The organism is Streptomyces niveus (genome assembly GCF_001723055.1).
Lineage (GTDB): Bacteria > Actinomycetota > Actinomycetes > Streptomycetales > Streptomycetaceae > Streptomyces > Streptomyces niveus.
Genome location: NZ_MDCR01000241.1, coordinates 1 through 24,668 on the forward strand (window position 1 = coordinate 1; position 24,668 = coordinate 24,668).

19 protein-coding genes and 2 pseudogenes are annotated in these 24,668 nt (G+C 71.2%); 11 read left to right on the plus strand and 10 right to left on the minus strand.

Annotated elements, in window-relative coordinates; genetic code table 11:
* Positions 1–40: 40 nt before the first annotated feature.
* Entirely contained in the window at positions 41–763 is a 723-nt protein-coding gene (locus tag BHU15_RS25615; protein WP_069629347.1) for a 3'-5' exonuclease, read from the minus strand.
* A 101-nt stretch (positions 764–864) separates the two neighbouring features.
* The gene (locus BHU15_RS25620) at positions 865–2,097 is read right to left on the minus strand and encodes a DUF5919 domain-containing protein (RefSeq protein ID WP_031229186.1); all 1,233 of its coding nucleotides are present in this window, start codon (positions 2,095–2,097) and stop codon (positions 865–867) included.
* Between the two features lie 401 nt (positions 2,098–2,498).
* Here BHU15_RS25620 and glgX point away from each other — a divergent pair, with 401 nt between their 5' ends.
* Both glgX and treY read left to right on the plus strand, forming a co-directional pair.
* On the plus strand, positions 2,499–4,622 hold the full coding sequence (glgX, locus tag BHU15_RS25625) for a glycogen debranching protein GlgX (RefSeq protein ID WP_069629348.1): 2,124 nt from the start codon (positions 2,499–2,501) through the stop codon (positions 4,620–4,622).
* Between the two features lie 152 nt (positions 4,623–4,774).
* A complete protein-coding gene (gene treY / locus BHU15_RS25630) occupies positions 4,775–7,117 on the plus strand; it encodes a malto-oligosyltrehalose synthase (RefSeq protein WP_069629349.1) in 2,343 nt (780 codons plus the stop codon).
* A gap of 65 nt (positions 7,118–7,182) precedes the next feature.
* Here the strand turns inward: treY and BHU15_RS25635 are convergent, their stop codons facing one another.
* Positions 7,183–7,731, minus strand: a complete 549-nt coding sequence (locus tag BHU15_RS25635; protein WP_069629350.1) for a DUF1707 and FHA domain-containing protein — start codon at positions 7,729–7,731, stop codon at positions 7,183–7,185.
* 124 nt (positions 7,732–7,855) lie between these two features.
* Here BHU15_RS25635 and BHU15_RS25640 point away from each other — a divergent pair, with 124 nt between their 5' ends.
* The 5 genes from BHU15_RS25640 (at position 7,856) to BHU15_RS42185 (ending at position 16,476) form a co-directional block, all read left to right on the plus strand.
* Positions 7,856–8,764, plus strand: coding sequence for a GNAT family N-acetyltransferase (locus tag BHU15_RS25640; protein ID WP_069629351.1), 909 nt, complete (start codon positions 7,856–7,858; stop codon positions 8,762–8,764).
* Between the two features lie 114 nt (positions 8,765–8,878).
* Positions 8,879–10,630 (plus strand): malto-oligosyltrehalose trehalohydrolase, encoded by a 1,752-nt coding sequence (gene treZ / locus BHU15_RS25645; protein WP_069629352.1) that lies wholly within the window; start codon positions 8,879–8,881, stop codon positions 10,628–10,630.
* 114 nt (positions 10,631–10,744) lie between these two features.
* The gene (locus tag BHU15_RS25650) at positions 10,745–11,728 is read left to right on the plus strand and encodes an aldo/keto reductase (protein ID WP_069629353.1); all 984 of its coding nucleotides are present in this window, start codon (positions 10,745–10,747) and stop codon (positions 11,726–11,728) included.
* Positions 11,729–11,840: 112 nt separating this feature from the next.
* Entirely contained in the window at positions 11,841–12,434 is a 594-nt protein-coding gene (locus BHU15_RS25655; RefSeq protein ID WP_069629354.1) for a hypothetical protein, read from the plus strand.
* Between the two features lie 211 nt (positions 12,435–12,645).
* Positions 12,646–16,476, plus strand: coding sequence for a DNRLRE domain-containing protein (locus BHU15_RS42185; RefSeq protein ID WP_368483217.1), 3,831 nt, complete (start codon positions 12,646–12,648; stop codon positions 16,474–16,476).
* 52 nt (positions 16,477–16,528) lie between these two features.
* On the opposite strand, the gene BHU15_RS25665 is transcribed toward BHU15_RS42185, so the two are convergent.
* The gene (locus BHU15_RS25665; protein WP_069629355.1) at positions 16,529–17,173 is read right to left on the minus strand and encodes an SMI1/KNR4 family protein; all 645 of its coding nucleotides are present in this window, start codon (positions 17,171–17,173) and stop codon (positions 16,529–16,531) included.
* Positions 17,174–17,284: 111 nt separating this feature from the next.
* On the opposite strand from BHU15_RS25665, the gene BHU15_RS25670 reads away from it, so the two are divergent.
* Positions 17,285–17,902 (plus strand): TOPRIM nucleotidyl transferase/hydrolase domain-containing protein, encoded by a 618-nt coding sequence (locus BHU15_RS25670; protein WP_069629356.1) that lies wholly within the window; start codon positions 17,285–17,287, stop codon positions 17,900–17,902.
* A 39-nt stretch (positions 17,903–17,941) separates the two neighbouring features.
* Here the strand turns inward: BHU15_RS25670 and BHU15_RS25675 are convergent, their stop codons facing one another.
* A complete protein-coding gene (locus BHU15_RS25675) occupies positions 17,942–18,919 on the minus strand; it encodes a DUF1444 domain-containing protein (RefSeq protein ID WP_069629357.1) in 978 nt (325 codons plus the stop codon).
* 136 nt (positions 18,920–19,055) lie between these two features.
* The gene (locus BHU15_RS25680) at positions 19,056–19,694 is read right to left on the minus strand and encodes a nucleoside/nucleotide kinase family protein (RefSeq protein WP_069629364.1); all 639 of its coding nucleotides are present in this window, start codon (positions 19,692–19,694) and stop codon (positions 19,056–19,058) included.
* 117 nt (positions 19,695–19,811) lie between these two features.
* Between BHU15_RS25680 and BHU15_RS38600 the strand changes: the two are divergent.
* Positions 19,812–20,073, plus strand: a pseudogene (locus tag BHU15_RS38600) (VOC family protein); the annotation flags it as partial.
* Positions 20,074–20,076: 3 nt separating this feature from the next.
* Positions 20,077–20,137, plus strand: a pseudogene (locus BHU15_RS41575) (VOC family protein); the annotation flags it as partial.
* Here BHU15_RS41575 and BHU15_RS25685 read toward each other — a convergent pair.
* Both BHU15_RS25685 and BHU15_RS25690 read right to left on the minus strand, forming a co-directional pair.
* Complete coding sequence (locus BHU15_RS25685; protein WP_069629358.1) at positions 20,134–20,493, minus strand: VOC family protein; 360 nt, start codon at positions 20,491–20,493, stop codon at positions 20,134–20,136. The pseudogene BHU15_RS41575 and the gene BHU15_RS25685 sit on opposite strands and share 4 nt — an antisense overlap.
* Before the next feature lie 47 nt (positions 20,494–20,540).
* The gene (locus BHU15_RS25690) at positions 20,541–21,971 is read right to left on the minus strand and encodes a M20/M25/M40 family metallo-hydrolase (protein WP_069629359.1); all 1,431 of its coding nucleotides are present in this window, start codon (positions 21,969–21,971) and stop codon (positions 20,541–20,543) included.
* Positions 21,972–22,206: 235 nt separating this feature from the next.
* Between BHU15_RS25690 and BHU15_RS25695 the strand changes: the two genes are divergently transcribed.
* Positions 22,207–22,680, plus strand: a complete 474-nt coding sequence (locus BHU15_RS25695) for a hypothetical protein (protein WP_069629360.1) — start codon at positions 22,207–22,209, stop codon at positions 22,678–22,680.
* A gap of 39 nt (positions 22,681–22,719) precedes the next feature.
* Here the strand turns inward: BHU15_RS25695 and msrB are convergent, their stop codons facing one another.
* Positions 22,720–23,127 (minus strand): peptide-methionine (R)-S-oxide reductase MsrB, encoded by a 408-nt coding sequence (msrB, locus tag BHU15_RS25700; protein WP_069629361.1) that lies wholly within the window; start codon positions 23,125–23,127, stop codon positions 22,720–22,722.
* 50 nt (positions 23,128–23,177) lie between these two features.
* Positions 23,178–24,578, minus strand: a complete 1,401-nt coding sequence (murC, locus tag BHU15_RS25705; protein WP_069629362.1) for a UDP-N-acetylmuramate--L-alanine ligase — start codon at positions 24,576–24,578, stop codon at positions 23,178–23,180.
* Positions 24,579–24,668 lie beyond the last annotated feature (90 nt).

The following is a 24,668-nucleotide window of genomic DNA, read 5'->3' on the forward strand; positions in this document are numbered from 1 at the left end:
TCAAACGCCGGGCGGGCTGGGTTTCGGGGCCCCGCCCCGCTCAGGGGGTCGCGGGGACCAGTTCGCGCAGGGGCCAGGTGGCGTTCACCACCGCAGCCGTGTTGCCCTTGCGGCGCAGGAAGCTCTGGAAGTCCGCCGCCCACTCCGCGTACCAGGCGATCTGCCGCTCGTGCAGCGCCGCCGCCGTCAGGGACGCGACCTGGCGGTGGCGGCCCGCTATCGCCGTCGCCACCCGTACGGCCGCCAGCGCGTCCGCGCCCGCGTCGTGGGCCGTGTCCAGCACCACCCCGTACTCGACGCAGACCGCCTCCAGATTCCGCTTGCCACGCCGGTACTTGTCGACGGCGCGGTCGATCGTGTACGGATCGATCACCGGGCCGATCTGCCCGCCGTCCATCCGGTCGTTCAGCGACGGCAGCCCGTGCCGCGCCAACTCCGCCGCGAGCAGCGTCAGGTCGAACGACGCGTTGTACGCCACGACCGGCACGCCCCGTGTCCAGTACGCGGCCAGCGCCGACGCGATCTCGTCGGCCACCTCACGCGCGGGCCGGCCCTCCGCCGACGCGCGCTCGCTGGTGACGCCGTGGATCGCGGACGCCTGCTCGGGGATCCGGATGCCCGGGTCCGCCAGCCAGTCCCGCCGTTCCTCCACCGCACCGCCCCGCACCGCGATCACCGCGGCGGTCACGATGCGCGCCTCCAGCGGCTCCGTGCCCGTCGTCTCCAGATCGAATCCGACCAACGGCTCCCCGTGCCAGCTCATCCCGGTCCTCCTTCTGCTTCTCTCCCCGTTCGGCTTTCACCCTCGCACGCGGCACTGACAACGCCGGCCGGAGCCTTGACGTGGCTTCAGGAGACCCGGCCTCAGGAGACGGGCCGCGAGTCGGCCCACACCGACTCGAACTCCTCGCGGTAGGTCTGGAACAGACCGTGCTCCTGGTCCTGGCCGACCCGCACCACATCGCGCCCGGCGCCCCGCAGGACCAGCACCGGCGCCTCCATGCCGCGCGCCCGTCTCAGATACGACTGGACGACCGCCAGGCCGTCCGGCCCGTCCCCGTCGACCAGGTACGCGGTGAAGCGCGGGGTCTCGTCGAAGACCTGGATCTCGAAGGCGCCCGGGTCGCGCAGCCGGGAGCGGACCCGGCGCATGTGCAGGATGTTCATCTCCACGGAGCGGCTCAGCTCGCCCTTCTTGAGACCCAGTTCGCGCTCCCGGCGCTTGACCGAGCTGCTGGCCGGGTTGAGGAAGAGCAGACGTATCCGGCAGCCGGACTCGGCGAGCCGTACGAGGCGCCGGCCGGAGAAGTTCTGTACGAGGAGGTTCAGGCCTATCCCGACCGCGTCGAGGCGCCGGGCGCCGCCGAAGAGGTCCTCGGCGGGGATCTGCCGCTGGAGGCGTACCCGGTCGGGGTGGACGGAGACGACGTCCGCGTACCGGTCACCGACCAGGTCCTCCACGGCGTCCACCCTGAGCCGTTCGGCGGACGGCACGGCCGACCCGCTGCCCAGGATCTCCAGCAGCCGCGCGGAGGCCCGCTCGGCCTGCGCGAGCACGGCCTCGGACAGCGCCCGGTTGCGGGAAACGACGTTGCGGGCGACCTCCAGCTCGTCCAGGGCCAGCTCGACGTCCCTGCGGTCGTCGAAGTACGGCTGGAAGCCCGGCCAGTGCTGGACCATCAGCTCCCGCAGCTGCGGCAGCGTGAGGAAGCTCAGGACGTTGTCGTCTGCCGGGTCCAGTAGATAGCCCTTGCGCCGGGAGACCTCGCGGACGGCGACGGCGCGCTGGACCCACTCCTGGCCCGCCGGTCCGGCGGCGGCCACCACCCAGTCGTCGCCGTGGACCGGCTCGTAGATGGGCTTGAGGATCGCCGACACGACGGCACGCAGCCGCTGTTCGACCAGATTCAGCCAGATATAGGCCCGGCCGGCCCGCTGGGCGCGCGTACGCACCTCGCTCCAGGCCTCCGGGCCCCAGTCCAGTTCCGCCCCGATCTCCATCGGCCGTGCGAGGGAGACCGCTCCGGGCGGGATGTCGCCGGAAACCCCCTCGCGACCTGGGTCACCTGGGGGTAGCTCCAGCCCTCCCGAGCTCACCCGCGCACCGCCTTCCCTCCCCTTTCAACGATCAAGGAAGGGTACTGCGCAAAGGGGAGGAGGTGCAGCCGGATGCACAGGCTCGTTTCTCAACTCCTGTGACGCGGCCGGGCGTTCTGTGTGCCGATCTCGGCCGGAGTGGGATGATTCATAGTGATTGGGCCTGGTGACGGATGGTCGGCCCAGTGGCGGCGTATGGTCTGAATCCGGCCATATGCGACGTCAGGACACGGTCCGGCAACGGGGTGGTGCTCCGAGAACCCGAAGTTGACCCGCCGGGGCGGCCCGACTGCTTCCGGCCCGGCTTCGGCACCGGCCTCCTAGGAGGTTGCGCCTCTTTCGGGGAGTATCTGACCGAAGACAGCCCGAGCACCCGGATCAGAAGTGGAAGAGTCATATCTATGCAGGTCTGGCCGGGACAGACGTATCCCCTCGGCGCCACGTACGACGGCGCCGGAACCAACTTCGCGGTCTACTCAGAGGCCGCGCACCGGATCGAGTTGTGCCTCCTGCACGACGACGGTTCAGAAACGGCGGTGGAGCTCCGCGAGACAGACGCCTTCGTCCGGCACGCCTACCTGCCGGGCATCATGCCGGGTCAGCGGTACGGCTTCCGGGTCCACGGGCCGTACGAGCCCGCGAACGGGCAGCGCTGCAACTCGGCGAAGCTGCTCCTGGACCCGTACGCGCGCGCGATCAGCGGCAGCATCGACTGGAACGAGTCGGTGTACGGCTACCACTTCGGCAAGCCGGACTCGCGCAACGACATGGACTCGGCGCCGCACACGATGACGGCCGTCGTGGTCAACCCGTACTTCGACTGGGGCGACGACCGCCGCCCGCGCACCGACTACCACCGCACCGTCATCTACGAGGCCCATGTGAAGGGCCTGACGATGCTGCACCCGGAGCTGCCCGAGGAGCTGCGCGGTACGTACGCGGGGCTCGCCCACCCGGCGGTGATCGAGCATCTGACCGAGCTGGGCGTGACCGCGCTGGAAATAATGCCGGTGCATCAGTTCGTCAACGACCACCGGCTGGTGGACGCGGGTCTGGCCAACTACTGGGGCTACAACACCATCGGTTTCTTCGCCCCGCACAACACCTACGCCTCCTGGGGAGACCGGGGCGAGCAGGTGCTGGAGTTCAAGCAGGCGGTGAAGGCGCTGCACGAGGCGGGCATCGAGGTGATCCTCGACGTCGTCTACAACCACACGGCCGAGGGCAACCATCTGGGCCCGACGCTCTCCTTCAGGGGCCTCGACAACGCCTCCTACTACCGGCTCGGCGCCGACAACCCGCGCTACTACACGGACACCACCGGCACCGGGAACTCGCTGTTGATGCGCAGTCCGCACGTGCTCCAGCTGATCATGGACTCGCTGCGGTACTGGGTGGAGGAGATGCACGTCGACGGCTTCCGCTTCGACCTCGCGGCGACCCTGGCACGTCAGTTCCACGAGGTGGACCGGCTGTCGTCGTTCTTCGACCTCGTCCAGCAGGACCCGGTGGTCAGCCAGGTGAAGCTGATCGCCGAGCCGTGGGACGTCGGCGAGGGCGGCTACCAGGTGGGGAACTTCCCGCCGCTGTGGACCGAGTGGAACGGCAAGTACCGGGACACGGTCCGTGACCTGTGGCGGGGCGAGCCGCGCACCCTGGCGGAGTTCGCGTCGCGGCTCACCGGCTCGTCGGATCTCTACCAGGACGACGGGCGCCGTCCGCTGGCGTCCATCAACTTCACCACCTGCCACGACGGCTTCACCCTGCACGACCTGGTCGCCTACAACGACAAGCACAACGAGGCGAACGGCGAGGGCAACAGGGACGGCGAGAGCCACAACCGCTCGTGGAACTGCGGGGCGGAGGGCGAGAGTGACGACCCGGCCGTGCTGGAGCTGCGCGACCGTCAGGTGCGCAACTTCATCGCGACGCTGATGCTGTCCCAGGGCGTGCCGATGCTCAGTCACGGCGACGAGTTCGGCCGAACGCAGGGCGGCAACAACAACGCGTACTGCCAGGACAACGAGGTCGCCTGGGTGCACTGGCCCGAGAAGGGCGACGAGAAGAACAAGGGCCTGCTCGCCTTCACCCAGACGATGGTCTGGCTGCGGCGCGACCATCCGGTCTTCCGGCGGCGGCGGTTCTTCCACGGCCGTCCGGTGGAGGGGACGCACGACGAGCTGTCGGACATCTCGTGGTTCACCCCTGAGGGTGAAGAGATGATCCAGGGCGACTGGGACGCGACCGACGCGAAGGCGATGTCGGTCTTCCTGAACGGGCAGGCCATCTCGGAGCCGGGGCCACGCGGCGAGCGGATCTCGGACGACTCGTTCCTGCTGATGTTCAACGCGAGCGCGCGGGAGCTGGAGTTCGCCGTGCCCGCCAATCTCGGCAGCCAGTGGCGGATCGTGGTGGACACCGCCCGTCCGGAGGGCGTACCGCCGGGCGACGGTCCGAAGGTGGACGCGGGCGAGCGGATCACGATGATCGGGCGCAGCATGACGGTGCTGGTGCGGCAGGTGTAGAGGCGATCAGGCAGGATGGGGCGGGGGTACGGGTCCGTGCCCCCGCCCGGTCGTGCCCGCGCATCCGGGTCCGCGCGCCGTCCGGGCCCGCCGGACTGCCGAATGCGTGAGCAGATGACACAGATATCGCTGAGCGGGGTACATACGTTCGCATGACGCCCTCTGCCACCTACCGACTCCAGCTCCAGCCGGACTTCCCCTTCGCCTCCGCCGCCAAGGCGGTGCCGTACGTGGCCGCGCTGGGGGTCTCGCACCTGCATCTGTCACCGGTGCTGGAGGCCGTACCCGGTTCGACCCATGGTTACGACGTCGTCGACCACTCGCGGGTGCGCGCCGAGCTGGGGGGCGAGGAGGGGCTGCGGCGGCTGGCCGACCGGGCGCGGGAGTACGGGCTCGGGATCGTTCTGGACATCGTGCCCAACCACATGGCGACCGCGCCCCGGTACAACGGGGCCCTGTGGGAGGTACTGCGGGAGGGCCCGGCGTCCCCGTACGCGCGATGGTTCGACATCGACTGGGAGGCGGGCGGCGGAAAGCTGCTGCTGCCCGTGCTCGCGGGGCCGGTGGGCGGTGAACTCGACGCGCTGCGGGTCGAGGACGGCATGCTGCACCACGGCGAGCAGCGCTTCCCGCTGGCGGCCGGCACCGAGGGGCTGCCGCTGCCCGCCCTCCTCGACGCCCAGCACTACCGGCCCGCGTGGTGGCGGCTGGGCCGGACCGAGCTGAACTACCGGCGTTTCTTCACCATCTCCGAGCTGATCGGGGTGCGGGTGGAGGACCCGGAGGTCTTCGCCGCGACCCACGCCAAGATCCTCGAACTCGTACGGGACGGGGTCGTCGACGGTCTGCGGATCGACCACCCGGACGGTCTCGCCGATCCGGAGGGCTATCTGCGCCGTCTCAACGAGGCCACGGGCGGGGCCTGTTGGACGGTCGTGGAGAAGATCCTCACCGGTGACGAACCACTGCCCGCGAGCTGGCCGGTGGCGGGCACGACGGGGTACGACGCGCTGCACCACATCGACGGGCTGTTCACCGACCCGGTCGGCGCCGACGAACTGGCGCACCGTTTCCGGGACTTCACCGGGCCCGCCGGTGACCGGGGCGGCTACTGGGAAGCGACCGTGCGGCGCGCGATGTACAAGGTCGTCATCGATGAACTGGCCGCCGAGACCACGGCCCTGGCCCGGATCGCGGAGCGGATCTGCGCCGCGGACGTGACGCTGCGCGACCACGCGCCGTGGGCGCTGCGGACGGCGATCAGGGAGCTGCTGGTACGGGTGCCGGTCTACCGGCCCTACGCGGTCGCGGGCGAGGTGTGCCGGAAGTCCGACGAGGCCGCGCTCTCCGACGAGGCGGTACGGCAGGCGAGGGCGGCGTTCGCGGTGCCGGAGGAGGCCGCGGCGGTCGACGTCGTACGGGAGCTGGCCCTCGGCAGGCTCGGCGGCGGCCCCGACCGGGCGGCGTTCTGCGCGCGGTTCGCCCAGACGTCGTCGGCGCTGCGCGCCAAGGCCGTGGAGGACACGGCGTTCTACCGCCATGTGCCGCTGCTGTCCGCGAACGAGGTCGGCGGCGATCCCGGGCGGCCCGCGGTGAGCCCGGAGCGCTTCCACGACTACTGTGCGCGCCTCGCGCGCGACTGGCCGGCCACGGGCACCGTGCTGACCACGCACGACACCAAGCGCAGCGCGGACGTACGGGCCGCGATCACCGTCCTGTCCGAGTGCCCAGAGCGGTGGGACGCGTTGCTGCGCAAGCTGGCTCAGGTCCCCGCGCCGGATGCCCAACTGGCCTGGCAGACCTGGCAGACGGCGGTCGGCTTCACCCCGGTGGAGGCGCCGCCGGACGGCGCCCGGATGGAGCCGGCGCTGCTGAAGTCCGTACGGGAGGCGGGCCTGCACACCAGCTGGACGGAGCCGAATCCGGTCTACGAGCAGGCCGTACGGGACTTCGTGGAGGCGGGTCCGGCGGGCAAGCCGCGCGAGGCGGTGGCCCGGCTCACCCGTGAACTCGCCCCTTACGTACGGGCGAACGCGCTCGGCGCGGCGCTGGTCCATCTCACGATGCCGGGCGTGCCGGACATCTACCAGCGTTCCGAGCGGGAGTATCTGGCCCTGGTCGACCCGGACAACCGCGAGCGCTTCCGTACGGGCCCGCCCGACGAGAAGACGGTGCTGACGGTGGCGGCCCTCGGGCTGCGCCGCGAACGGCCGCACGCCTTCGCGGAGTCGGCCACGTACACGCCCCTGCCGGCGACGGGCCCGGCGACGGACCACTGCGTGGCGTTCTCCCGGTCGGGCGAGGTCATCACGGTGGTCACGCGGCTGTCCCTGCGCCTGGCGGCGTCGGGCGGCTGGTCGGGCACGGTGCTGGAACTCCCCGCGGGCCGCTGGACGGACGCGCTGTCCCCGGACCGCGAGTTCCCGGGCGGCCCGGTCTCCCTGACGGAACTCCTGTCGTCGGGCCCGGTGGCGCTGCTGTCGCGGCGGGACTGAGCGGCTCTCCACCAGCCGTCCGGGCCGACGGCCGGCGCCTAGGAAGCGCCGCCTGTCGAGTCAGTTCAGTGCGCCGCGAGCCGGAAGCTCAGTTCGCCGAAGCTCACCATGTCCCCGTCGTACACGACGACGGTCCCCGTCACCCGGCGCCCGTTGACCATCGTGCCGTTGGTCGACCCGAGATCCCGCAGGAGCCACCGGCCGGACTGCATGCCCAGCTCGGCGTGGAGCCGCGAGACGGTGTCGTGGGTCAGCCGCAGCCCGTTCATCGGATCGCGGCCTATACGCAGCGGAACCGGGCCCGGGTCGGGCAGCAACAGCTTCGGCACCCGTTCGACCTGCCAGGCCCTGCGCAGCCGCCCGGAGAACGCCGAAGCCCGCCCCACCGCGCTGAACAGCCGCCGCGTCCACCGGCCGTCGGTGTCCAGGTCGGCCGTCAGGACCTGCAACTCGTCGGACCTGCGCGCGGCCAGCGCGAGATCCATGCGGCGTATGAAGGTGTCGTGCGAGAGCTTGCCCTGCGCCGCCCCTTCTCTCAGGACCGCGAGCACACGGTCGCGCTCGGCGTCGGAGAGCCGAGCGGGATACGTGTGGAACTCGAACGAGGACGTCACATGACTGATTGTCGGGCCGAGTCCGTGACGTGTCCAGAAGGGCCAATCCACGGTGACGAAATTGGTTCGCGGGGCCACTTGCAGGTCGTTTACGGTGAGGGCCCCTTCCTGGAGGCTCACTTACATGACCGATCCGGTCTTCCGTCAGCTCACCGGCTCCGAAGCACCGCTGTTCCGTTCACTGCCCGACCCCGGACTTGTCGGGCGCGCGATCACCGGAGTCGAGTACCGCACCGTCGCCGAGGGCGGCGACTACCGCCCCGAGTGGAGCTGGGTGGCGCTGCGCGACGGCACGGTCGTGGCCCGCGCCGCCTGGTGGGCCGGGCCCGACGACCGGGAGCCGGTGCTGCTGAACTGGTTCGACGTCGCGCCGGGCGAGGAGGAGGCGGGCGCGGAACTGCTGCGGCGCGCTCCGTGGAACGTGGAGTACGAGCTGATCGCGCCCCCCGGCTGGCGCGATGACCCGGTCCTGCGCGCGGCCGTCGAGTCCCGGACGGACGCCGCGGAGGCCGCCGGCATGAAGCGGCTGGTCGAGCGCCTCACCTACCGGTGGACGCCCGATCTGGGGCTGCCGGCGCGGCCGGGCCGGCTGGAGTTCCGCCCCGAGCCGGACGACGACGTGATCTTCGACGTGCTGCGCCGCGTCCACGCCGGCTCACTCGACGCGCACGCCCGGCTCGCGATCGAGAAGTCGGGCCTCGATCTGGCCGCCCAGGAGGACCTGGACTTCTTCCGCTGGTGTCCGTCGCCGCGCGAGTGGTGGCAGTTGGCCTACGACGCGGCGGGAGAGCTGGTCGGCATCCACGTACCCGCGCACAACCCGGCGGGGCCGATCGTCGGGTTCATCGGGGTCGTACCGGAACAGCGCGGCCACGGGTACGCGTACGACCTTCTGGCCGAGTGCACGAACGTGCTGGCGGAGACCGGGGCGACGTTCATCGCGGCCGCGACGGACCAGGGGAACTTTCCGATGGCCGCGCAGTTCGCCCGCGCGGGCTATCCGGTGGTCACGGAGCGGATCAACCTGGTCTGACCGGTTCCGGTCGTGTCGTGCGAATCGACGCGATCACCGGGCCTCCGGCCCGCACTCTTGTCACCATATGGTGACAGGAGTGCCGACGGCAGAGGCGACCGAGGGGGACCATTCGTGCAGTTCGAGGTCTGGGCACCGACAGCGCGGGACCGGGTGACGCTCCGTCGGGCGGACGCCGCCGACCACCCCATGACGCGCGACCCGCTGCGCGAGGGCTGGTGGACCGCCGACGGGCCCGCGGCCGACGGCACCCGCTACGGCTTCGCCCTGGACGACGGCCCCGTGCTGCCCGACCCGCGCTCCCGTCGTCAGCCGGACGGCCCCGACGGGCTCAGCGCGGTCGTCGACCACGCCTCCTACGAATGGTCCACGCCGTGGCACGGCCGGCCGCTGCCGGGCGCGGTCCTCTACGAGCTGCACGTGGGTACGTTCACCGACGAGGGCACCCTGGACGCGGCGGCGGCCCGGCTCGCCCCCCTCGCGGCGCTGGGCATCACGCACATCGAGCTGATGCCGGTGTGCCCCTTCCCGGGGACGCACGGCTGGGGGTACGAGGGTGTGTCGCTGTGGGCGGTGCACGAGCCGTACGGCGGGCCGGCGGCACTGAAGCACTTTGTCGACACGGCGCACGGTCTTGGCCTCGGTGTCGTCCTGGACGTGGTGCACAACCACCTGGGCCCGTCCGGCAACTACCTGCCGCTGTTCGGCCCGTACTTCACCGACACGCACCACACGCCCTGGGGATCGGCCGTCAACCTCGACGCCCCCGGCTCGGACGAGGTCCGCGCGTATCTGCTTCAGAGCGCTCTCGCCTGGCTGCGCGACTACCGTCTCGACGGCCTGCGCCTCGACGCGGTGCACGCCCTCGCCGACACCCGCGCACTGACCTTCCTGGAAGAGCTGTCCACCGCCGTCGACGCGCTCTCGGCCGAGCTGGGCCGGCCACTGTTCCTGATCGCCGAGTCCGACCTGAACGATCCTCGGACGACCACACCGCGCCCGGCGGGCGGCCTGGGGCTGCACGCCCAGTGGAACGACGACTTCCACCACGCGCTGCACACCGCGCTCACCGGCGAATCGCAGGGCTACTACGCCGACTTCGCGGCCCGGCCGGTCGCCGCGCTGGCCAAGACGCTGACGCGCGCCTTCTTCCACGACGGTACGTATTCGAGTTTCCGGGGCCGTACGCACGGCCGCCCCGTCAGCCCCGGCCGGACCCCCGCCCACCGCTTCCTCGGCTATGCCCAGACCCATGACCAGATCGGCAACCGCGCGCTCGGCGACCGGCTGTCGGCGACCCTCTCCCCCGGTCTGCTGGCGTGCGCCGCGACGCTCGTACTGACCGGGCCCTTCACACCGATGCTGTTCATGGGCGAGGAGTGGGGGGCGCGTACGCCCTGGCAGTTCTTCACCGACCACCAGGACCCGGAGCTGGCGGAGGCCGTACGCAACGGCAGGCGGCGGGAGTTCGCTGCGCACGGCTGGGCGGCGGAGTCCATCCCCGACCCGCAGGACCCCGCCACCCGCGACCGCTCGTGCCTGGACCGGACGGAGGCGGCCCGTGAGCCGCACGCCCGGCTGCTGGCCTGGCACCGTGACCTGATCGCGCTGCGGCACAGCCATCCGGACCTGTCCGACCCGGACCTGGCGACGGTGAAGGTGGCGTACGACGAGGGCGCGCGCTGGCTCGCGTACCGGCGCGGCGATCTGCGGATCGCGCTGAACCTGTCCGCGCGCCCCGCCGAGATCCCGCTGGGCGGCCGGAGCGGGCAGGTGCTGGTGGCCTGGGAGCCGGTCGAGGCGCCCGGCCCCGACGGAGTGCTGCGGCTGCCGCCGGAGTCGTGCGCGGTACTGGCCGGCGGCTGAACTCCCCTCGCGCGCAGAGGAGCACGCCGCACGGAAGGCCCTACGCCGTGCGGAGAATCGGCCCACAGGAGAATCTCCTGCCTTCGTGTGCGCTCGAACGTCTAGCGTCGGAGCATGAAGCAGCGAACTCTCGGTAGAACAGGACTCCGCGTCAGCGAACTCTGTCTCGGCACGATGACCTTCACGAAGGACGACGAGGCGGGCGCGCACCGCATCCTCGACACCTTCACCGAGGCCGGCGGCACCTTCCTGGACACGGCGGACGCGTACGGCGGGGGCGTCTCGGAGGAGGTTCTCGGCGGCTGGCTGAAGGGGCGCGACCGCGACGCGCTCGTCATCGCGACGAAGGTGGCCCTCCCGATGGGCGAGGGCGCCAACGAGGAGGGCCTGAGCCGCAAGCACATCATCGCGGCGGTGGAGGCGAGCCTGCGGCGGCTCGGCACCGACTACATCGACCTGTACCAGACGCATGTCTGGGACTTCAGGACCCCGATCGAGGAGACCCTCGGCACGCTCGACACCCTCGTGAGGGCGGGCAAGGTCCGCTATCTGGGCGCGAGCAACGTCTCGCCCGGCCAGCTCCAGCGGGCGCTCGACGTGGCCGACCGGCGGGGCTGGGCGCCGTACGTCTGCCTCCAGCCGATCTACAACCTCCTCGCGCGCGAGGTGGAGTGGGAGCTGCTGCCGCAGAGCGAGGCGGCGGGCGTCGGCGTCATCCCGTACAGCCCGCTCCAGGGCGGCTGGCTGACCGGCAAGTACCGGCGCGGCATGACGTCGGTCCCGCCCGGCAGCCGCGAGTCGCACGGCGACGGCGAGAGCTGGCGGGGCCGGGACAACGAGGAGACGTGGCGGGTCGTGGAGACGGTCCAGGAGATCGCCACCGAGTCGGAGCGCACCCCTTCCCAGGTGGCGCTGCGCTGGCTGCTCGACCGCCCCGGGGTCACGGCCCCGATCATCGGCGCGCGGACCCTGGAGCAGCTGAAGGACAATCTGGGCGCGGTGGGCTGGGAGTTGACGGCGGCTCAGACCACCCGACTGGACGAGGCGAGCGCACGCCCGCTGCCGTATCCGTACAACGTGCTCTCGCACTTCCGCTGAGCCCTGCCGGTGAGGCTCCGCCCTCCCGTTCCCGGCAGGTGGAGAGCCGCCGGGAACGGGCGGGTGCGGCAGGATGGGTCGCGTTCATGTCGCCGACCGCCAGGAGCACGTCATGATGCTGACGCGGGTCGTCGCCGAAGGCGTCGCCCGGGGCGAGGTGACGCTCGCGTTCCGCCGCTGGGCGACCTGCCGGGTCAGCGCCGGGCGCACGTTCCTCTCCGTCGCCGGGGTGATCGTCATCGGCGCCGTCGAGCGGATCGATCCGGCGACGATCACCACCGAGGACGCCCACGCCGCCGGCGCCCGCCGCGTCGAGGACGTCCTGGCGTCGCTGCGTGGCGCGCCCGGTGACCCGGTCTTCCGGATCACCCTGTCGTACGGCGGCCCGGACCCCCGCCACGCGACGGCGGACGACGCGGCCCTCACCGCCGGTGACGTCGCGGGCATCGGCGCGGCACTGGACCGTCTCGACGCGCGCAGCGCCCGGGGGCCGTGGACGCGCGAGACACTGCGACTGATCGAGGCCGGACCGGGCACCCGGGCCGCGGATCTGGCGGCGTCCCTCGACGTCGAGAAGGACACGCTCAAGCGCGACATCCGCAAGCTGAAGAACCTGGGTCTCACGCTCAGCCTCGACGTCGGCTACGCGCTCTCCCCTCGAGGGGCCGCGTGGCTGCGCGCGCCCCAAGTGGACACGCCGGACTGATGAGTTGACGGTCCCTTCCGGATGGGCGATGCCGGAGTCGGCACGAGATCTCCACTCCTCGCGGCCGACCTCCACGGACTTCACACCGCCAGGTGGGCAACCGTGTCGACAGTCACGCGGAGTCTCACATTCCGCCCGCAGGTAGCGGTACGGGCAGGGGTAGGTCCCTGCGGATCTTGCCGAGCGGCAGGATCGGAAGGGATCTTCCACCGTGTCCAGAGACAGAGACAGAGACAGAGGCAGGCACCTGGCCGCACGCTCCGGTTTACGGCGCCGAAGAAACCGCGTCGCTCTGATATCCGCGCTGGTGCTGGCGGCCGAGGCCGCCCTGATATCCGGGCAGACCGCGGTGGCGGCACCGGACGCGCCGACCGCGCCGAAGGCCGCCGCCACCCTCAAGTCCCCCTCCCAGCAGGAGATCTGGGAGTCGGACCTGGCCTGGGCGGCCAAGCACACGAAGGGCTCGATCGCCTGGGCCCTCACCCGGGCGAAGAAGACCGGGAAGAAGACCGTCGCCACCGACGAGACGACTCCCACCACGTACACCGTCGCCAACCCGGACGGCACCCTGACCACCGAACTCACCGCCGGCCCCGAGCGGGTCTGGAAGAACGGCGCGTGGAAGAAGGCCGACGCCACCCTCACCGAAGCGGCCGACGGAACCGTCACGGCGAAGGCGCATCCGGGCGGTCTGCGTCTGGCGGGCAAGGGCGGCACCCCGCCCACGTCGCTGCGCGCCGCGCAGGACGGCACCGCACGCGATCTCGTCACCCTGGGCAGCGGCGACAGCGCGGTGACGCTCCAGTGGAAGGGCGGTCTGCCGAAGCCCGAACTGGACGGCACCCACGCCCGCTACAAGAACGCCGTGCCCGGCGCCGATGTGATCGTCGAGGCCACCCGTACCGGCTTCGAGCAGTTCGTGGAGATCGGCGAGCGGCCCACCGGCGCCTACAGCTACACCCTCCCCGTCAAGGCCAAGGGGCTGAAGGCGAAGGCGAACAAGGACGGTTCGGTCACCTTCACCGATGCCAGGACCGGCGCCGCCCGCGCCACCATGCCGGCGCCCGTCATGTGGGACTCCGCAGTCGACAAGCGCTCCGGCGAGCACACCAACCGCGCCCGCGTCGACATGAAGGTCATCGACAAGGGCGCCGGCCAGGTCGACCTCGTCGTCACCCCGTCCGCGGCGTTCCTCGCCGACCCGGACACAAAGTTCCCGGTCACCGTGGACCCCTCCACCTCCGCCCTGTCGAACACCTTCGACACCTACGTACAGCAGGGCGAGACCGTCGACTGGTCCACCGACACCGAACTCGACCTCGGCAACCCCGGCACCAAGAACCCCGACGGCACCCCGCGTACCGCGCGCTCGTTCATCACCTGGAACACCACCCCGATCCAGGACGCGCTGATCGTCGACACCAACCTGGCACTGTGGAACTTCCACTCCGGCAACACCGACTGCACCGCCCAGAAGTGGACCGTCTGGGACACCGGCGCCCCCTCCACCGCCTCGCGCTGGACCGCGCAGCCCGCCTGGAACCAGGAGTACCACTCCTCCACCCAGACCACCGGCAACCCGGACTGCGCCACCCAGCCCGACGGCTGGATCAACGCCGACGTCGACACCCTCGTCCAGTCCTGGGCCTCCGCGAAGGCCACCCGCGGCCACATGGGCCTGCGCGCCGCGACGGACGACATCAAGGCGTGGAAGCGCGTCAACTCCGCCAACAACACGGCCAACCAGCCCAAGCTGTCCGTCACCTACAACTACCGCCCGTCCGACGGCTCGGACCGGCAGGCCGGCGCGCCGTTCAAGTCGTACGCGGGCGTGTGGGCGGTCAACAACACCACCCCGACCCTGCGGGACACCTTCACCGACGCCGACGGCGACACCGTCAGCGCCACCTTCCAGGTCTACGACGCCGCCACCGACACCCCCATCACCACCCCGGCCGGTGAGGGCCTGCTCGTGTCGGGCTTCGTCGCCGCGGGCAAGCCCGCCTCCGTCACCGTCCCGGCCGGACAGCTCAAGGACGGCAAGACGTACAAGTTCCGCACCAACGCCTACGACGGCACCCACTACAACCTCAACTGGTCACCGTGGACCCAGTTCGTCGTCGACACCACGGCGCCCGGTGAGCCGCAGAGCGTCGCCTCCGCGACGTACCCGGAGAACTGGGGCGGCGGTGGCGCCGGTGTCGCGGGCACCTTCGACGTCGTCACGGGCGCTCCGGACGCCAACGAGGTGCGTCACCGTCTCGACCCGTACTCCGACGACGCGGACGACGCCGGCTGGACCACGGTGCGCACCACCACCCTCGCGGTGTCGGGCAGGGCCCCCGCTCCGGACGCCTCCTACACGATCACGCCCGCGGCGGACGGGAATCATGTGACGCAGACCCGCACCGTGGACCGGGCGGGCAACGTCGGCCCGATCAAGGACTACGGATTCACCGCCGGGAACCGGGACTACAACCGCCCGCAGAAGATCGACATCACCCTCCCGGCCAACGACCCCGGCTCGCAGCAGCCGGCGCCGTCCGATCCTCCGAAGCCCGCGTGGGACGGCTGGAAGCAGGGCGGCCAGGCCGGCACCTTCAAGACCGGGGAAGGCACCCAGGTCACCATCACTCCGAAGGACCAGGCATCCGAGGAGTTCACCAGGAAGGCCGCGAAACAACTCGGCACCCGCGCCCCTTCGTACCCGGACCCGGTCGTCAAGGACGCCTGGTGCCAGCCCAGCCTCTACGGTGAGGCGCAGAAGTCGCTGATGACCCGCACCGAGGCCTGCGTCTTCTACGACCTCTCGTTCGTCGCGGAGAGCAAGCTCCAGGACGGCGTCGTGCCGGTGAAGTACCGGGCGAACTTCGAAGTGCACTTCCAGGTGAAGACCGACGCCCACGGCGACGCCATCAAGACATGGGTGCAGATCAACCCGGTCTACAACAACTTCCCGGGCAACGACCGGGCGGTCGTGATGGGCGCCGGCAACCCGGGAGCCTTCTTCGACTCGATGTGCAGCAGCGACGGCTGCAACTCGGGCGGCGACAGCGAGCGGCAGAACTTCGACTTCTACGGCGACCTGACCTGGGAAGGAGGCATGAGCGGCAACGATCCGGTCGACGGCCACATGGCCACCGGCACGGCCGACCACAAGTGGAACGGCAATGTCACGAAGGCCACCGGCACCACCGACGGCGACCTGTCGAAGAGCATGCCGGTCTACTTCAGCGGCCGGCCCGTCACCGAGGTGGAGCCGCCGCCCGGCCTGGACGGCAAGAAGGGTGAATGGAGGGACGACTACGGCAGTTGGGAGTCCCCGAAGCTCATCGTGACCTGCGACAAGGTCGCCTCCTACGGCGCCCCGGGCTGTGTGCTGCCGCAGTACGCCCCGACGTACGCGTTCAACACCGCCGCCTTCCCCGAGGCCGCCGCGCACGCCTGGCTGATCCAGAACAAGTCGAGGGTCAAGGGCATCGGGCAGAGCTGGGCCGCTCCGCTTCAGTACCTGCCGCCGCCCGCCCGGAACAAGACGGGCTACGACTCCGACAAGAGCCGTGACGCGATGTGCACCCGCTATCAGGGGGCCAAGGACGGGAACACCGGATGGGTTCCGCGCAAGACGTTCCTGCCGCACCCGATGACGGTCCTGCACAAGCCCGGGGACGAGGTCAACTGCGACGAGTTCCCGTTCGCCTCGACGTACCAGTCCGCCGGTATGAAGCAGATCAACGGCGGTCAGAACGAGGCCCCGGGCGGCGGCGCCGACTGCATCCAGACCGTGTCCGCCACGACGGACGACGGAAGCGTCCACTTCCTCGACGACACCCGTTACGACGCCCCGTCGTTCACCGAGAACTGCGGCCGGTCGTCCATGTCCGGTGAGGTCAACCAGGGCTCGATGAGACCGTTCGGTGATTTCGCGAGCAAGATGCGGCTCCTGGACGGCGAGGGCTACTTCCTGGATCCGGGCAATGCCTGGTTCAGGGGATGTGACACCTCGAAGGCCGAACTGGTCTGCACCATGACGAAGCCGTGAACGCGTTCCGGTGACGACAGTCGGGCCCCACCCCGGTCGGGGTGGGGCCCTTCTAATGGACGGGCCGCCAGTCCGCGAACGTCTCGTCCAGCCTCGGGTCCAGCGGATCCTGCCAGCTGAGGCAGCCGTACACGACGCCGGGCACCTCGGGTCCCATCCCGTCGGCCGGGCCCGCGGTGAGTGTTCGGTTGACGGCTTCCAGGTAGGCGGCGATCGACGGATACAGGGGCTCGTCCATGAACATGCCCTCGTAGGCGCGCCACTTGCCGAGACCGTCGGCGGACAGGTACAGACCGGTGTCGGCGGCTTCGCGGTAGTTGCCGAAGGGGGCCGCCCACCGTGCGCCCTCCCAGTGGTCCTTGCCCTGGGCGTCGAGACCCGCCAGCCGTGGCCGGATCGACTGGGCGGGGGTGAGCAGCAGCCCGTGCGGCAGGAACCGGCCGGTGGCCACCTCGCCCTCCTCGTCGTACTCGTCGATGTCGAGCTGCCGTACCCCGCCGGCCACCGCCCACAGGGCGGTCAGCTCGGGCGGGAAGCCATACCCGCAGCCGTGCCTCAGTCGGGCCTCCGCCTCCTCGGTCTCGGCCGCGGTGGCCGGGGGAAGAATCGACGCGTGCGACGTGGGGGCGTGCACACGCAGCCATTCGGTCAACTGCCGCCAGGCGGTGGCCGTCCGCTCCATCTGCTCGGTGGTCATGCGCCAGACCCTACGTAATGCCGGGCCGTCGGTGGACCGGCGTCGCGCACCCGCCGACGCGCCGCCGGAAAGTCCTTGGCGTGGTGGTCGGAAACGGCGGAGACTCGTCCCATGTCTGACATGGGGTTCTTCCGTGACGCGGCCGTCGCGTGGGCGGCCGGTGGGCCCGGCGGGCCCGCGCGCCGGCTGGCCGCGGCGCTGCCGGTGCGGGCGGTCGTCCTGCTCGAAGGTCCGAGCGACGTGGCGGCGGTCGACGCGCTGGCCGCGAGCCGGGGTCGGGACCTGGCCGCCGAAGGTGTCTGTGTCCTGCCGATGGGCGGGGCGATGAGCGTCGGGCGCTTCGCCGGTCTCCTCGGTCCTTCCGGCCTCGGCCTGCGTCTCACCGGCCTGTGCGACGAGGGCGAGCGGCCCTACTACACGCGCGGCTGGGAGCGCGCGGGCGCGGCGCCGCACGGATTCTTCGTCTGCGCGGCGGACCTGGAGGACGAACTCATCCGCGCGCTGGGCGTGACACGGGTGGCGGAGCTGGTCCGGGCGGAGGGTGACACGCGCCCGCTGCGGACGTTCCTGCGTCAGCCCGCGCAGCAGGGCCGCACCTCGCAGCAGCAGTTGCGGCGCTTCCTCGGTTCGAAGAAGGGACGCAAGATCCACTACGGCCGGGTCCTCGTGGAGGCCCTCGGTCCCGACCGCGTACCCGCCCCGCTCGACGATCTGCTGGCCGCCCTCTGACGCCGCGCCCGCCCGGCGCGCTCAGTCCTCCCGGCGCGCTCAGTCCTCCGGGCGCTCCGGCCGCGACGGTGAGATCAGGCGCTCCAGCAGCTCCTGGAAGTCGTCACCGACCACGATGCGCAGCCCGCCCGCCTCCACGTTCCCCTCGTCCTTGTCGCTGAGCTGTGTCAGCGTGCCGTCGCGCCACCAGTAGACGTACGGGCTGATCGCCCCCGGCGTGTCCTCGAAGCCGGACGCGGCGAACGACGCCATCGCGTTCAGCGACGGGATGACCGTCGCGTCACGTATGACGTGGAAGGCCAGCTGATGGCGGAACGGGAACGCGACCAGCGCCCCGTCCGTGCCGAGCCGGCGCCCGGTGACCTGCTGTACGACGGTGTCCAGCGCCAGCACCCGGCTCGCGGTGTAGAACGAGTCGCCCATGACGACCTCGAACCGCATGCCCTCCGGATCCTTGACCGTCTCCCGTCCCTCGACGGGCAGTTGGCGCAGATTGCCCAGTGCCTGCGCCCGCAACTCGTGCAGCGGGCCCAGCGGTTCCAGCGCCTCGTCGGTGAGCATCATGACGCTCTCCGGGAGGTCGAGCGCGAGGATCTCGTACAGCCCGGGGGCGACGGAGCGCGCGTACGCGAACGCCTGCGCGTCGAGGCTGTCGCCGCTGATCACCCGGGGGTAGAGCTGGGCGCGTATCTGCGCGGGCGGCAGCGTGTCGAGCGCCGACGGGCCGTCCATGGTCCGCAGGACCATCCCGGCGTGCTGGCGCACGAGTTCGCCCCAGACGCGGGCGCCCCGGTCGTCGTTGTGGCAGACGGCCGCGAGGTTGGCGAGCCCGAACTGGCGGCCCGCGCTGTCGGTCACCAGGTCCGAGTAGACGGTGACCTCCAGGCCCCGTTCGGCGAACGCCGCCCGGACCTGGCTGCGGAAGAGCGCGGCCTCGTCGGTGGAGAAGAAGGAGAATTCGGGGTCGCGAGGCGTCTCACGCCCGTCCCGCTTCGGCCCGCGTCTGAACAGCCCCACGTCGTCCGCCTCCCCATGATCCTGCTCGGCTTCGCGCCCCGGTCCCCGTTGCCCCTGTGATCGTCCTGTGCGTCGAACGTTCGATGGTAGGCCCTGGGCGGCGCCGGATGTCGGGTCGGGGGGCGTACGACGGCGGTCAGCCGGGTCCGACGGTGACCGGAACGACCAGGTCCGCGCGGTGCCTGCCCTGTGCCACCAGTCGCGCGTTGGCCTCGTCGGAGTCCCGCACCCAGCGCTCGGCGTACGGCCGTTCCTTGCCGAACCGCACATGCCGGTCGACCAGGCGCCGTACGCGCACCACGGGGTCGAGCTCCAGGAACCACGCCTCGTCGACGAGGTCGCGGACCGGCGCCCACGCCCCGTCGTCGTGCAGCAGGTAGTTCCCCTCGGTGACGACCAGCGGGACGTCGGGCGCGACCGGGATGCTGCCCGCCACGGCCTCCTCCAGGTCCCGGTCGAACGCGGGCGCGTAGACGACGACCCCCGGCTCGGGCGCCCGCAGCCGGGTGAGCAGCGCGGCGTATCCGACGGCGTCGAAGGTGTCGGGCGCGCCCTTGCGCCCGGCGCGGCCGAGTCTGCGCAGCTCGGCCTGGGCGAGGTGGAAGCCGTCCATGGGGACGAGTACGGCGCTGTCGCCGAGCGCCGCGACGAGTTCCGCCGCGAGGGTGGACTTCCCCGCGCCCGGCGCGCCCGCGATGCCCAGGATCCGGCGCCGGCCGGGGGTGGCGAGCAGGCGGGCGCGGTGGGTGAGGGTGTCGAGCTGCCGCGCGTCCATGGCGGCATTGTTCCATCCGGCGGGACGGCCTTGCCCGCTGCCGCGTGTTACGTATAACGTCCGGGCATGCCTCATATCGCCCTGGTCACTCTCGTCGTCCGCGACTACGACGAGGCCATCGCCTTCTACACCGGATCCCTCGGCTTCGACCTGGTCGAGGACACCGACCGGGGCGACGGCTCGCGCTGGGTTGTCGTACGCCCGCCCGGCGGCGAGGGCGCGCTCCTGCTGGCCCGCGCGGCCGACGACGCCCAGCGGGGAAGCGTCGGCGCGCAGACGGGCGGCCGGGTGGGGTTCTTCCTCCACACGGACGATTTCGCGCGGGACCACGCCCGGATGCTGGCGGCGGGGGTGCGCTTCCTGGAGGAGCCCCGCCACGNNNCGTGGCGGTCTTCGAGGACCTGTACGGCAACCGCTGGGACCTGCTCCAGCCTGCGCGCTAGCCCGAGGCCCGCTCCCCCAGCACGCAGAACTCGTTCCCCTCGGGGTCGGCGAGGACGACCCACGGCTCGTCGCCCCGCTGCCCGATGTCCGCGCGGCGGGCGCCGAGCGCCAGCAGGCGCTCGACCTCCGCGTGCTGGTCGTCGGGGCGGAAGTCCAGGTGCAGACGGTTCTTGACCGTCTTGCCCTCCGGTACGACCCCGAAGAACAGACCGGGCATCCGGTCGGGCGCCGGCCTGACCTCGGACTCCTCGGCCGTCTCGTTCACCACGACCCAGCCGAGCGCCTCGCACCACCAGCGGGCCAGCGCGATCGGGTCGGCGGCGTCGATGACGAGCGAGTCCCATTCAAGTCCCATGGACCCGAGGCTAGGGGGTGAGTACCCGCCACCGACACCTCGCCCGGTCAGTTGCCCGGCAGCGGGAAGGCCACCGGGCTCCGCTTGCCGTCCCGGTTGACCGCCCGTACGCCGAAGAAGACGTTGTCCTTGGACAGGTCCACCGTGTGCGTGGTCGTGAGGCCGACCTTGATCACGTGGGTCCACTCCGACTCGGTCGTCTCGCGCCACACCACCTCGTAGCCCGCGAGGTCCGGCTCGGTGCCGAGCGCCCATTTCAGCTCGGTGTCGTTGGTGAGGTTGCTCGTCACGATCCGCGCCTCGCGGGGTGTGCCCGGCGCCTGGGCCAGGGTCCACAGCACCGCGCCGTTCACCCGCGTCACGCGCGCGATGTAGTCGAAGTCGCAGAACTCGGGCAGGTCGCCGTACTGCTTGCCGTCCTCCACCCGTACGTCCTGGTGCTGGTGCGCGAAGTCCTCGGCGGGTTCGGTGAACCGGGCCGCCGGGTAGCCCTGTTCGAGGAACGGGATGTGGTCGCCGCCCCGCAGATAGCGGTCGCGCCGGTAGACGACGCGTACGTTCATGCCCGTCGCCTCGTTGTCGCCGACGTCGCTCACGAAGCGCGCGAGCTGCCGGGTCGCCGAGTCGTTCTCGCCGCCCACCGAGCGGCGGGTGTTGGCCTGCGCCGGGGTCTCGGACGTCGGTACGCCTTCGGTGAAGAGCCGCACCGTGTACGGGTCCCGGGTGCCGTCGTCGGCGCGTGAGCTGCCGATGATGTCGTTGGTGAACATGCCCTGGATGTCAACGCCCGCCGCCTTGAACTGCGTTGCCGCGTACCGCGATCCGTAGAGGCCCTGCTCCTCTCCCGCGACCGCGGCGAACACGATCGTCGCAGCCGGGCGCCGCTTCGCCATCACCCGCGCCAGTTCCATCACGAGCGCGACACCCGACGCGTCGTCGTCCGCGCCCGGCGCGTCGCTGGTCGCGTCCATGACGTCGGTGACGCGCGAGTCGTAGTGCCCGGCGACGACGTACACGCGGTCGGGGGTGACCGAACCACGCAGCGTGGCGACGACGTTGGTGATCCTCGTCGCCACCGGGACGCGCGACGCGGGCTCCTGGATGTACGACTGGAGCTCGGCGGTCATCCGGCCGCCGGACACCGACGCGTACTTCTTCATCTCGCCCAGGATCCAGTCACGCGCCGCGCCGATCCCGCGCTCGGGATCGTCCTGGACGGACAGCGTGTGCCGGGTCCCGAACGCGGCGAGCCGCCGTACGGTCGCCTCGATCCGGTCCGCGTCGATCTCGCCCAGCAGCTTGCGCAACTCCCGGTCGGGCGCCTGCGCGGTGACCCGCCCGCCCCGCTCGCCCCGACCGCCGCCGGTCGCGGCAGCCGCCTGCCCGGCGGAGCCGATCAGGGGTACCCCGGCGGCGGTCACGGCGGCCGAGGCGAGAACGGTCCTTCTACGCGGCATTCCAGCGGACTGCTCGGGCATGGAAAGTCCCTTCCGAAGCGATGAACGGCCGCTACATCGTCATGGACAGGCCAACCCCACACAAGGCCGCGATCCGGGACCGTCCGTTCAGTACGGAAGGTCCGCTTCCGCGGGTACGGTCCACGTTCTCCGCGGGTACGGTCCGCGTCGCGCCGCCAGGTACCGTGGAGCCCACCACTCTCGTGCACCTCCCTCCGGGCTGCGTGACACCCGAAGGAACCGGTGAAGGAAAGCCATGACGACCAACCGAGGCCGCAAGGACGTCATCCGTGACCGGATGAACGCCACCGGCGAGTCGTACAACGTCGCCGCCCGCAACCTCAAGGCCATGAAGGACATGGGCGCCACCCGCGAGGCCGCGCGTGTGCAGCGCTGGGTGCCCGCCGACAGCTTCGACGTGCCCTGTCCGTGCGGGGGGACCTGTGAGCCGGGCGAGAAGTGCGGTCACTGCCACGCCCGGCACCGCCATGTGAAGCGGTACCCGGGCAGCACCACCGAGGTCGAGATCTGGGCCGACCGCTACGAGTGCACCGGCTGTTCGTCCTCGTACACCCTCACCGTCCGGCTGGCCGGACGGCCCTGGGGCGTCGCCGAGACCGTGACCGTCGGCGGGGCGGCGGAGCCGGTCGTACGGGCGCGGGTGCTGCCCGGAGTGATCCATCCGCTGCTGCGCCCGGAGACGGAAGCGGCGGCCACCGGAGGCGAGTGAACGCCCGCCGGGTGGCCGCCGACGTTCCCGCGCGGGCCCTCAGGCCTCGTCGGGGGTCAGCCGCAGTGAGATCGAGTTGATGCAGTACCTCTGGTCCGTCGGCGTGGGGTAGCCCTCGCCCTCGAAGACGTGGCCCAGGTGCGACCCGCAGCGTGCGCAGCGGACCTCCACACGGACCATGCCCATCGTGCGGTCCTCGATCAGCTCGACCGCGTCGGTGTCCTTCGGGTCGTAGAAGGACGGCCAGCCGCAGTGCGACTCGAACTTGGTGTCGGAGCGGAACAGCTCCGCGCCGCACGCGCGACAGGAGTACACGCCCTCCGTCTTGGTGTCCGTGTACTCACCGACGAAGGCCGGCTCGGTGCCCGCCTGGCGCAGCACCGCGTACTCGGCCGGGGACAGCTCCTCGCGCCACTGCTCGTCGGGCTTGTCGATGTCGTACGCCATGACTTCCTCTCTCGCGCCTCGGATGGCGCGCCTCACTCCGGTGACGCGCCTCAGTGGGACAGCCGGGCGAGAATCTCCGGACCGAGGTCCGTGACGTCTCCCGCCCCCATGGTGAGAACGAGATCACCGGGCTTCGCCATTCCCGCCACGGCGTCGGGCACCGCGCCCTTGTCGGACACGGCCGTCACGGCCGCGCCCGCCCGCCCGGCGGCGTCGGTGATCAGCGCGCTGGTGATGCCGGGGATCGGGTCCTCGCGGGCCGGATAGATGTCCAGCACGAGAGAGGCGTCGGCCAGGGCGAGGGCCTGGCCCATCTCCGTACCCAGCTCCTGCGTGCGCGAGAACAGGTGCGGCTGGAAGACCACGAGGAGCCGGGAGCCGGGGGCGGCGGCGTCGCGCATCGCCTCCAGGTCGGCGGTCATCTCGGTGGGGTGGTGCGCGTACGAGTCGACGACCTGCACGCCGTTCGCCTCGCCCTTGAGCTGGAGGCGGCGCTTGACGCCGGTGTACTTGCCGAGCGCGGAGGCCAGATTGTGCGCGGGGATGCCGAGCGCGACGCCCGCCGCGAGGGCGGCCACCGCGTTGTGCGCGTAGTGACGGCCGGGGACGGAGACGGTGAAGGTGAGGAAGCGGCCGGCCAGGACGACGGTGACCTCGCTGGTCAGACCGCGCGCGGTGACCTTGTGGACGCGTACGTCGGCGTCCGTCGCCTCGCCGTACGTGACGACCTTGACCGTGGAGAGGTCGCGGACCTTCGCGGTCAGCTCGACCGCGCCGGGCTGGTCGGCGGCGATCACCAGCGTGCCGCCGGGGACGATCTTGCCGACGAACGTCTCGAAGGACTCGTAGATCTCGTCCATGGAGGCGTAGTTGGCGTGGTGGTCCAGCTCCACGTTGAGGACGATCGCGACCTGGGGGTCGTACTTCTGGAAGCTCCGGTCGCTCTCGTCCGCCTCCGCGACGAAGATGTCGCCCTCGCCGTGACGGGCGTTGGTGCCGGGCCCCTCCAGGTCGCCGCCGATGGCGTACGAGGGGTCGAGGCCCAGCTCGCTGAGGGCGACGGCCAGCATGGAGGTCGTCGTCGTCTTGCCGTGGGTGCCGGCGACGGCGATGGACCGCAGGCCCCCGCCCATCAGGGCGGCGAGGGCGTCGGAGCGGTGCACGACGGGGACGGACAGCTCGGCGGCCCGTACCAGCTCGGGGTTGTCCGGCCGGATCGCGCTGGAGACGACCACGCACGAGGCGTCGTCGGCGAGGTGCTCGGCCGCGTGGCCGATGTGGACGGTGGCGCCGAGGGCGCGCAGGGCCTCGGCGGTGCCGGACTCTTTCGAGTCGCTGCCCGCGACCTTCGCGCCGCGCTGGGTGAGGATCTTGGCGATACCCGACATTCCGGCGCCGCCGATGCCGATGAAGTGCGGCCGTTCCATGGCGGTGGGGATACCGGGTGCCATACGTGTTCTCCCAGGGTGGTGCGTGGTCGTCTCCAGCGCGATCCGGCCGGACAACCCCGAGCTGGTACGGGCCGCCGAGCTGTCCGTCCC

Bases quoted from the DNA above. Each gene is read 5' to 3' on its own strand.
- BHU15_RS25615 (WP_069629347.1), bottom strand. From the start codon at position 763: ATGAGCTGGCACGGGGAGCCGTTGGTCGGATTCGATCTGGAGACGACG.
- msrB (WP_069629361.1), bottom strand. From the start codon at position 23,127: ATGGCGTACGACATCGACAAGCCCGACGAGCAGTGGCGCGAGGAGCTG.
- BHU15_RS25685 (WP_069629358.1), bottom strand. From the start codon at position 20,493: ATGGGACTTGAATGGGACTCGCTCGTCATCGACGCCGCCGACCCGATC.
- BHU15_RS25650 (WP_069629353.1), top strand. From the start codon at position 10,745: ATGAAGCAGCGAACTCTCGGTAGAACAGGACTCCGCGTCAGCGAACTC.
- treY (WP_069629349.1), top strand. From the start codon at position 4,775: ATGACGCCCTCTGCCACCTACCGACTCCAGCTCCAGCCGGACTTCCCC.
- BHU15_RS25690 (WP_069629359.1), bottom strand. From the start codon at position 21,971: ATGCCCGAGCAGTCCGCTGGAATGCCGCGTAGAAGGACCGTTCTCGCC.
- BHU15_RS25695 (WP_069629360.1), top strand. From the start codon at position 22,207: ATGACGACCAACCGAGGCCGCAAGGACGTCATCCGTGACCGGATGAAC.
- BHU15_RS25655 (WP_069629354.1), top strand. From the start codon at position 11,841: ATGATGCTGACGCGGGTCGTCGCCGAAGGCGTCGCCCGGGGCGAGGTG.
- BHU15_RS25665 (WP_069629355.1), bottom strand. From the start codon at position 17,173: ATGACCACCGAGCAGATGGAGCGGACGGCCACCGCCTGGCGGCAGTTG.
- glgX (WP_069629348.1), top strand. From the start codon at position 2,499: ATGCAGGTCTGGCCGGGACAGACGTATCCCCTCGGCGCCACGTACGAC.
- BHU15_RS25680 (WP_069629364.1), bottom strand. From the start codon at position 19,694: ATGGACGCGCGGCAGCTCGACACCCTCACCCACCGCGCCCGCCTGCTC.
- murC (WP_069629362.1), bottom strand. From the start codon at position 24,578: ATGGCACCCGGTATCCCCACCGCCATGGAACGGCCGCACTTCATCGGC.
- BHU15_RS25670 (WP_069629356.1), top strand. From the start codon at position 17,285: ATGTCTGACATGGGGTTCTTCCGTGACGCGGCCGTCGCGTGGGCGGCC.
- BHU15_RS25640 (WP_069629351.1), top strand. From the start codon at position 7,856: ATGACCGATCCGGTCTTCCGTCAGCTCACCGGCTCCGAAGCACCGCTG.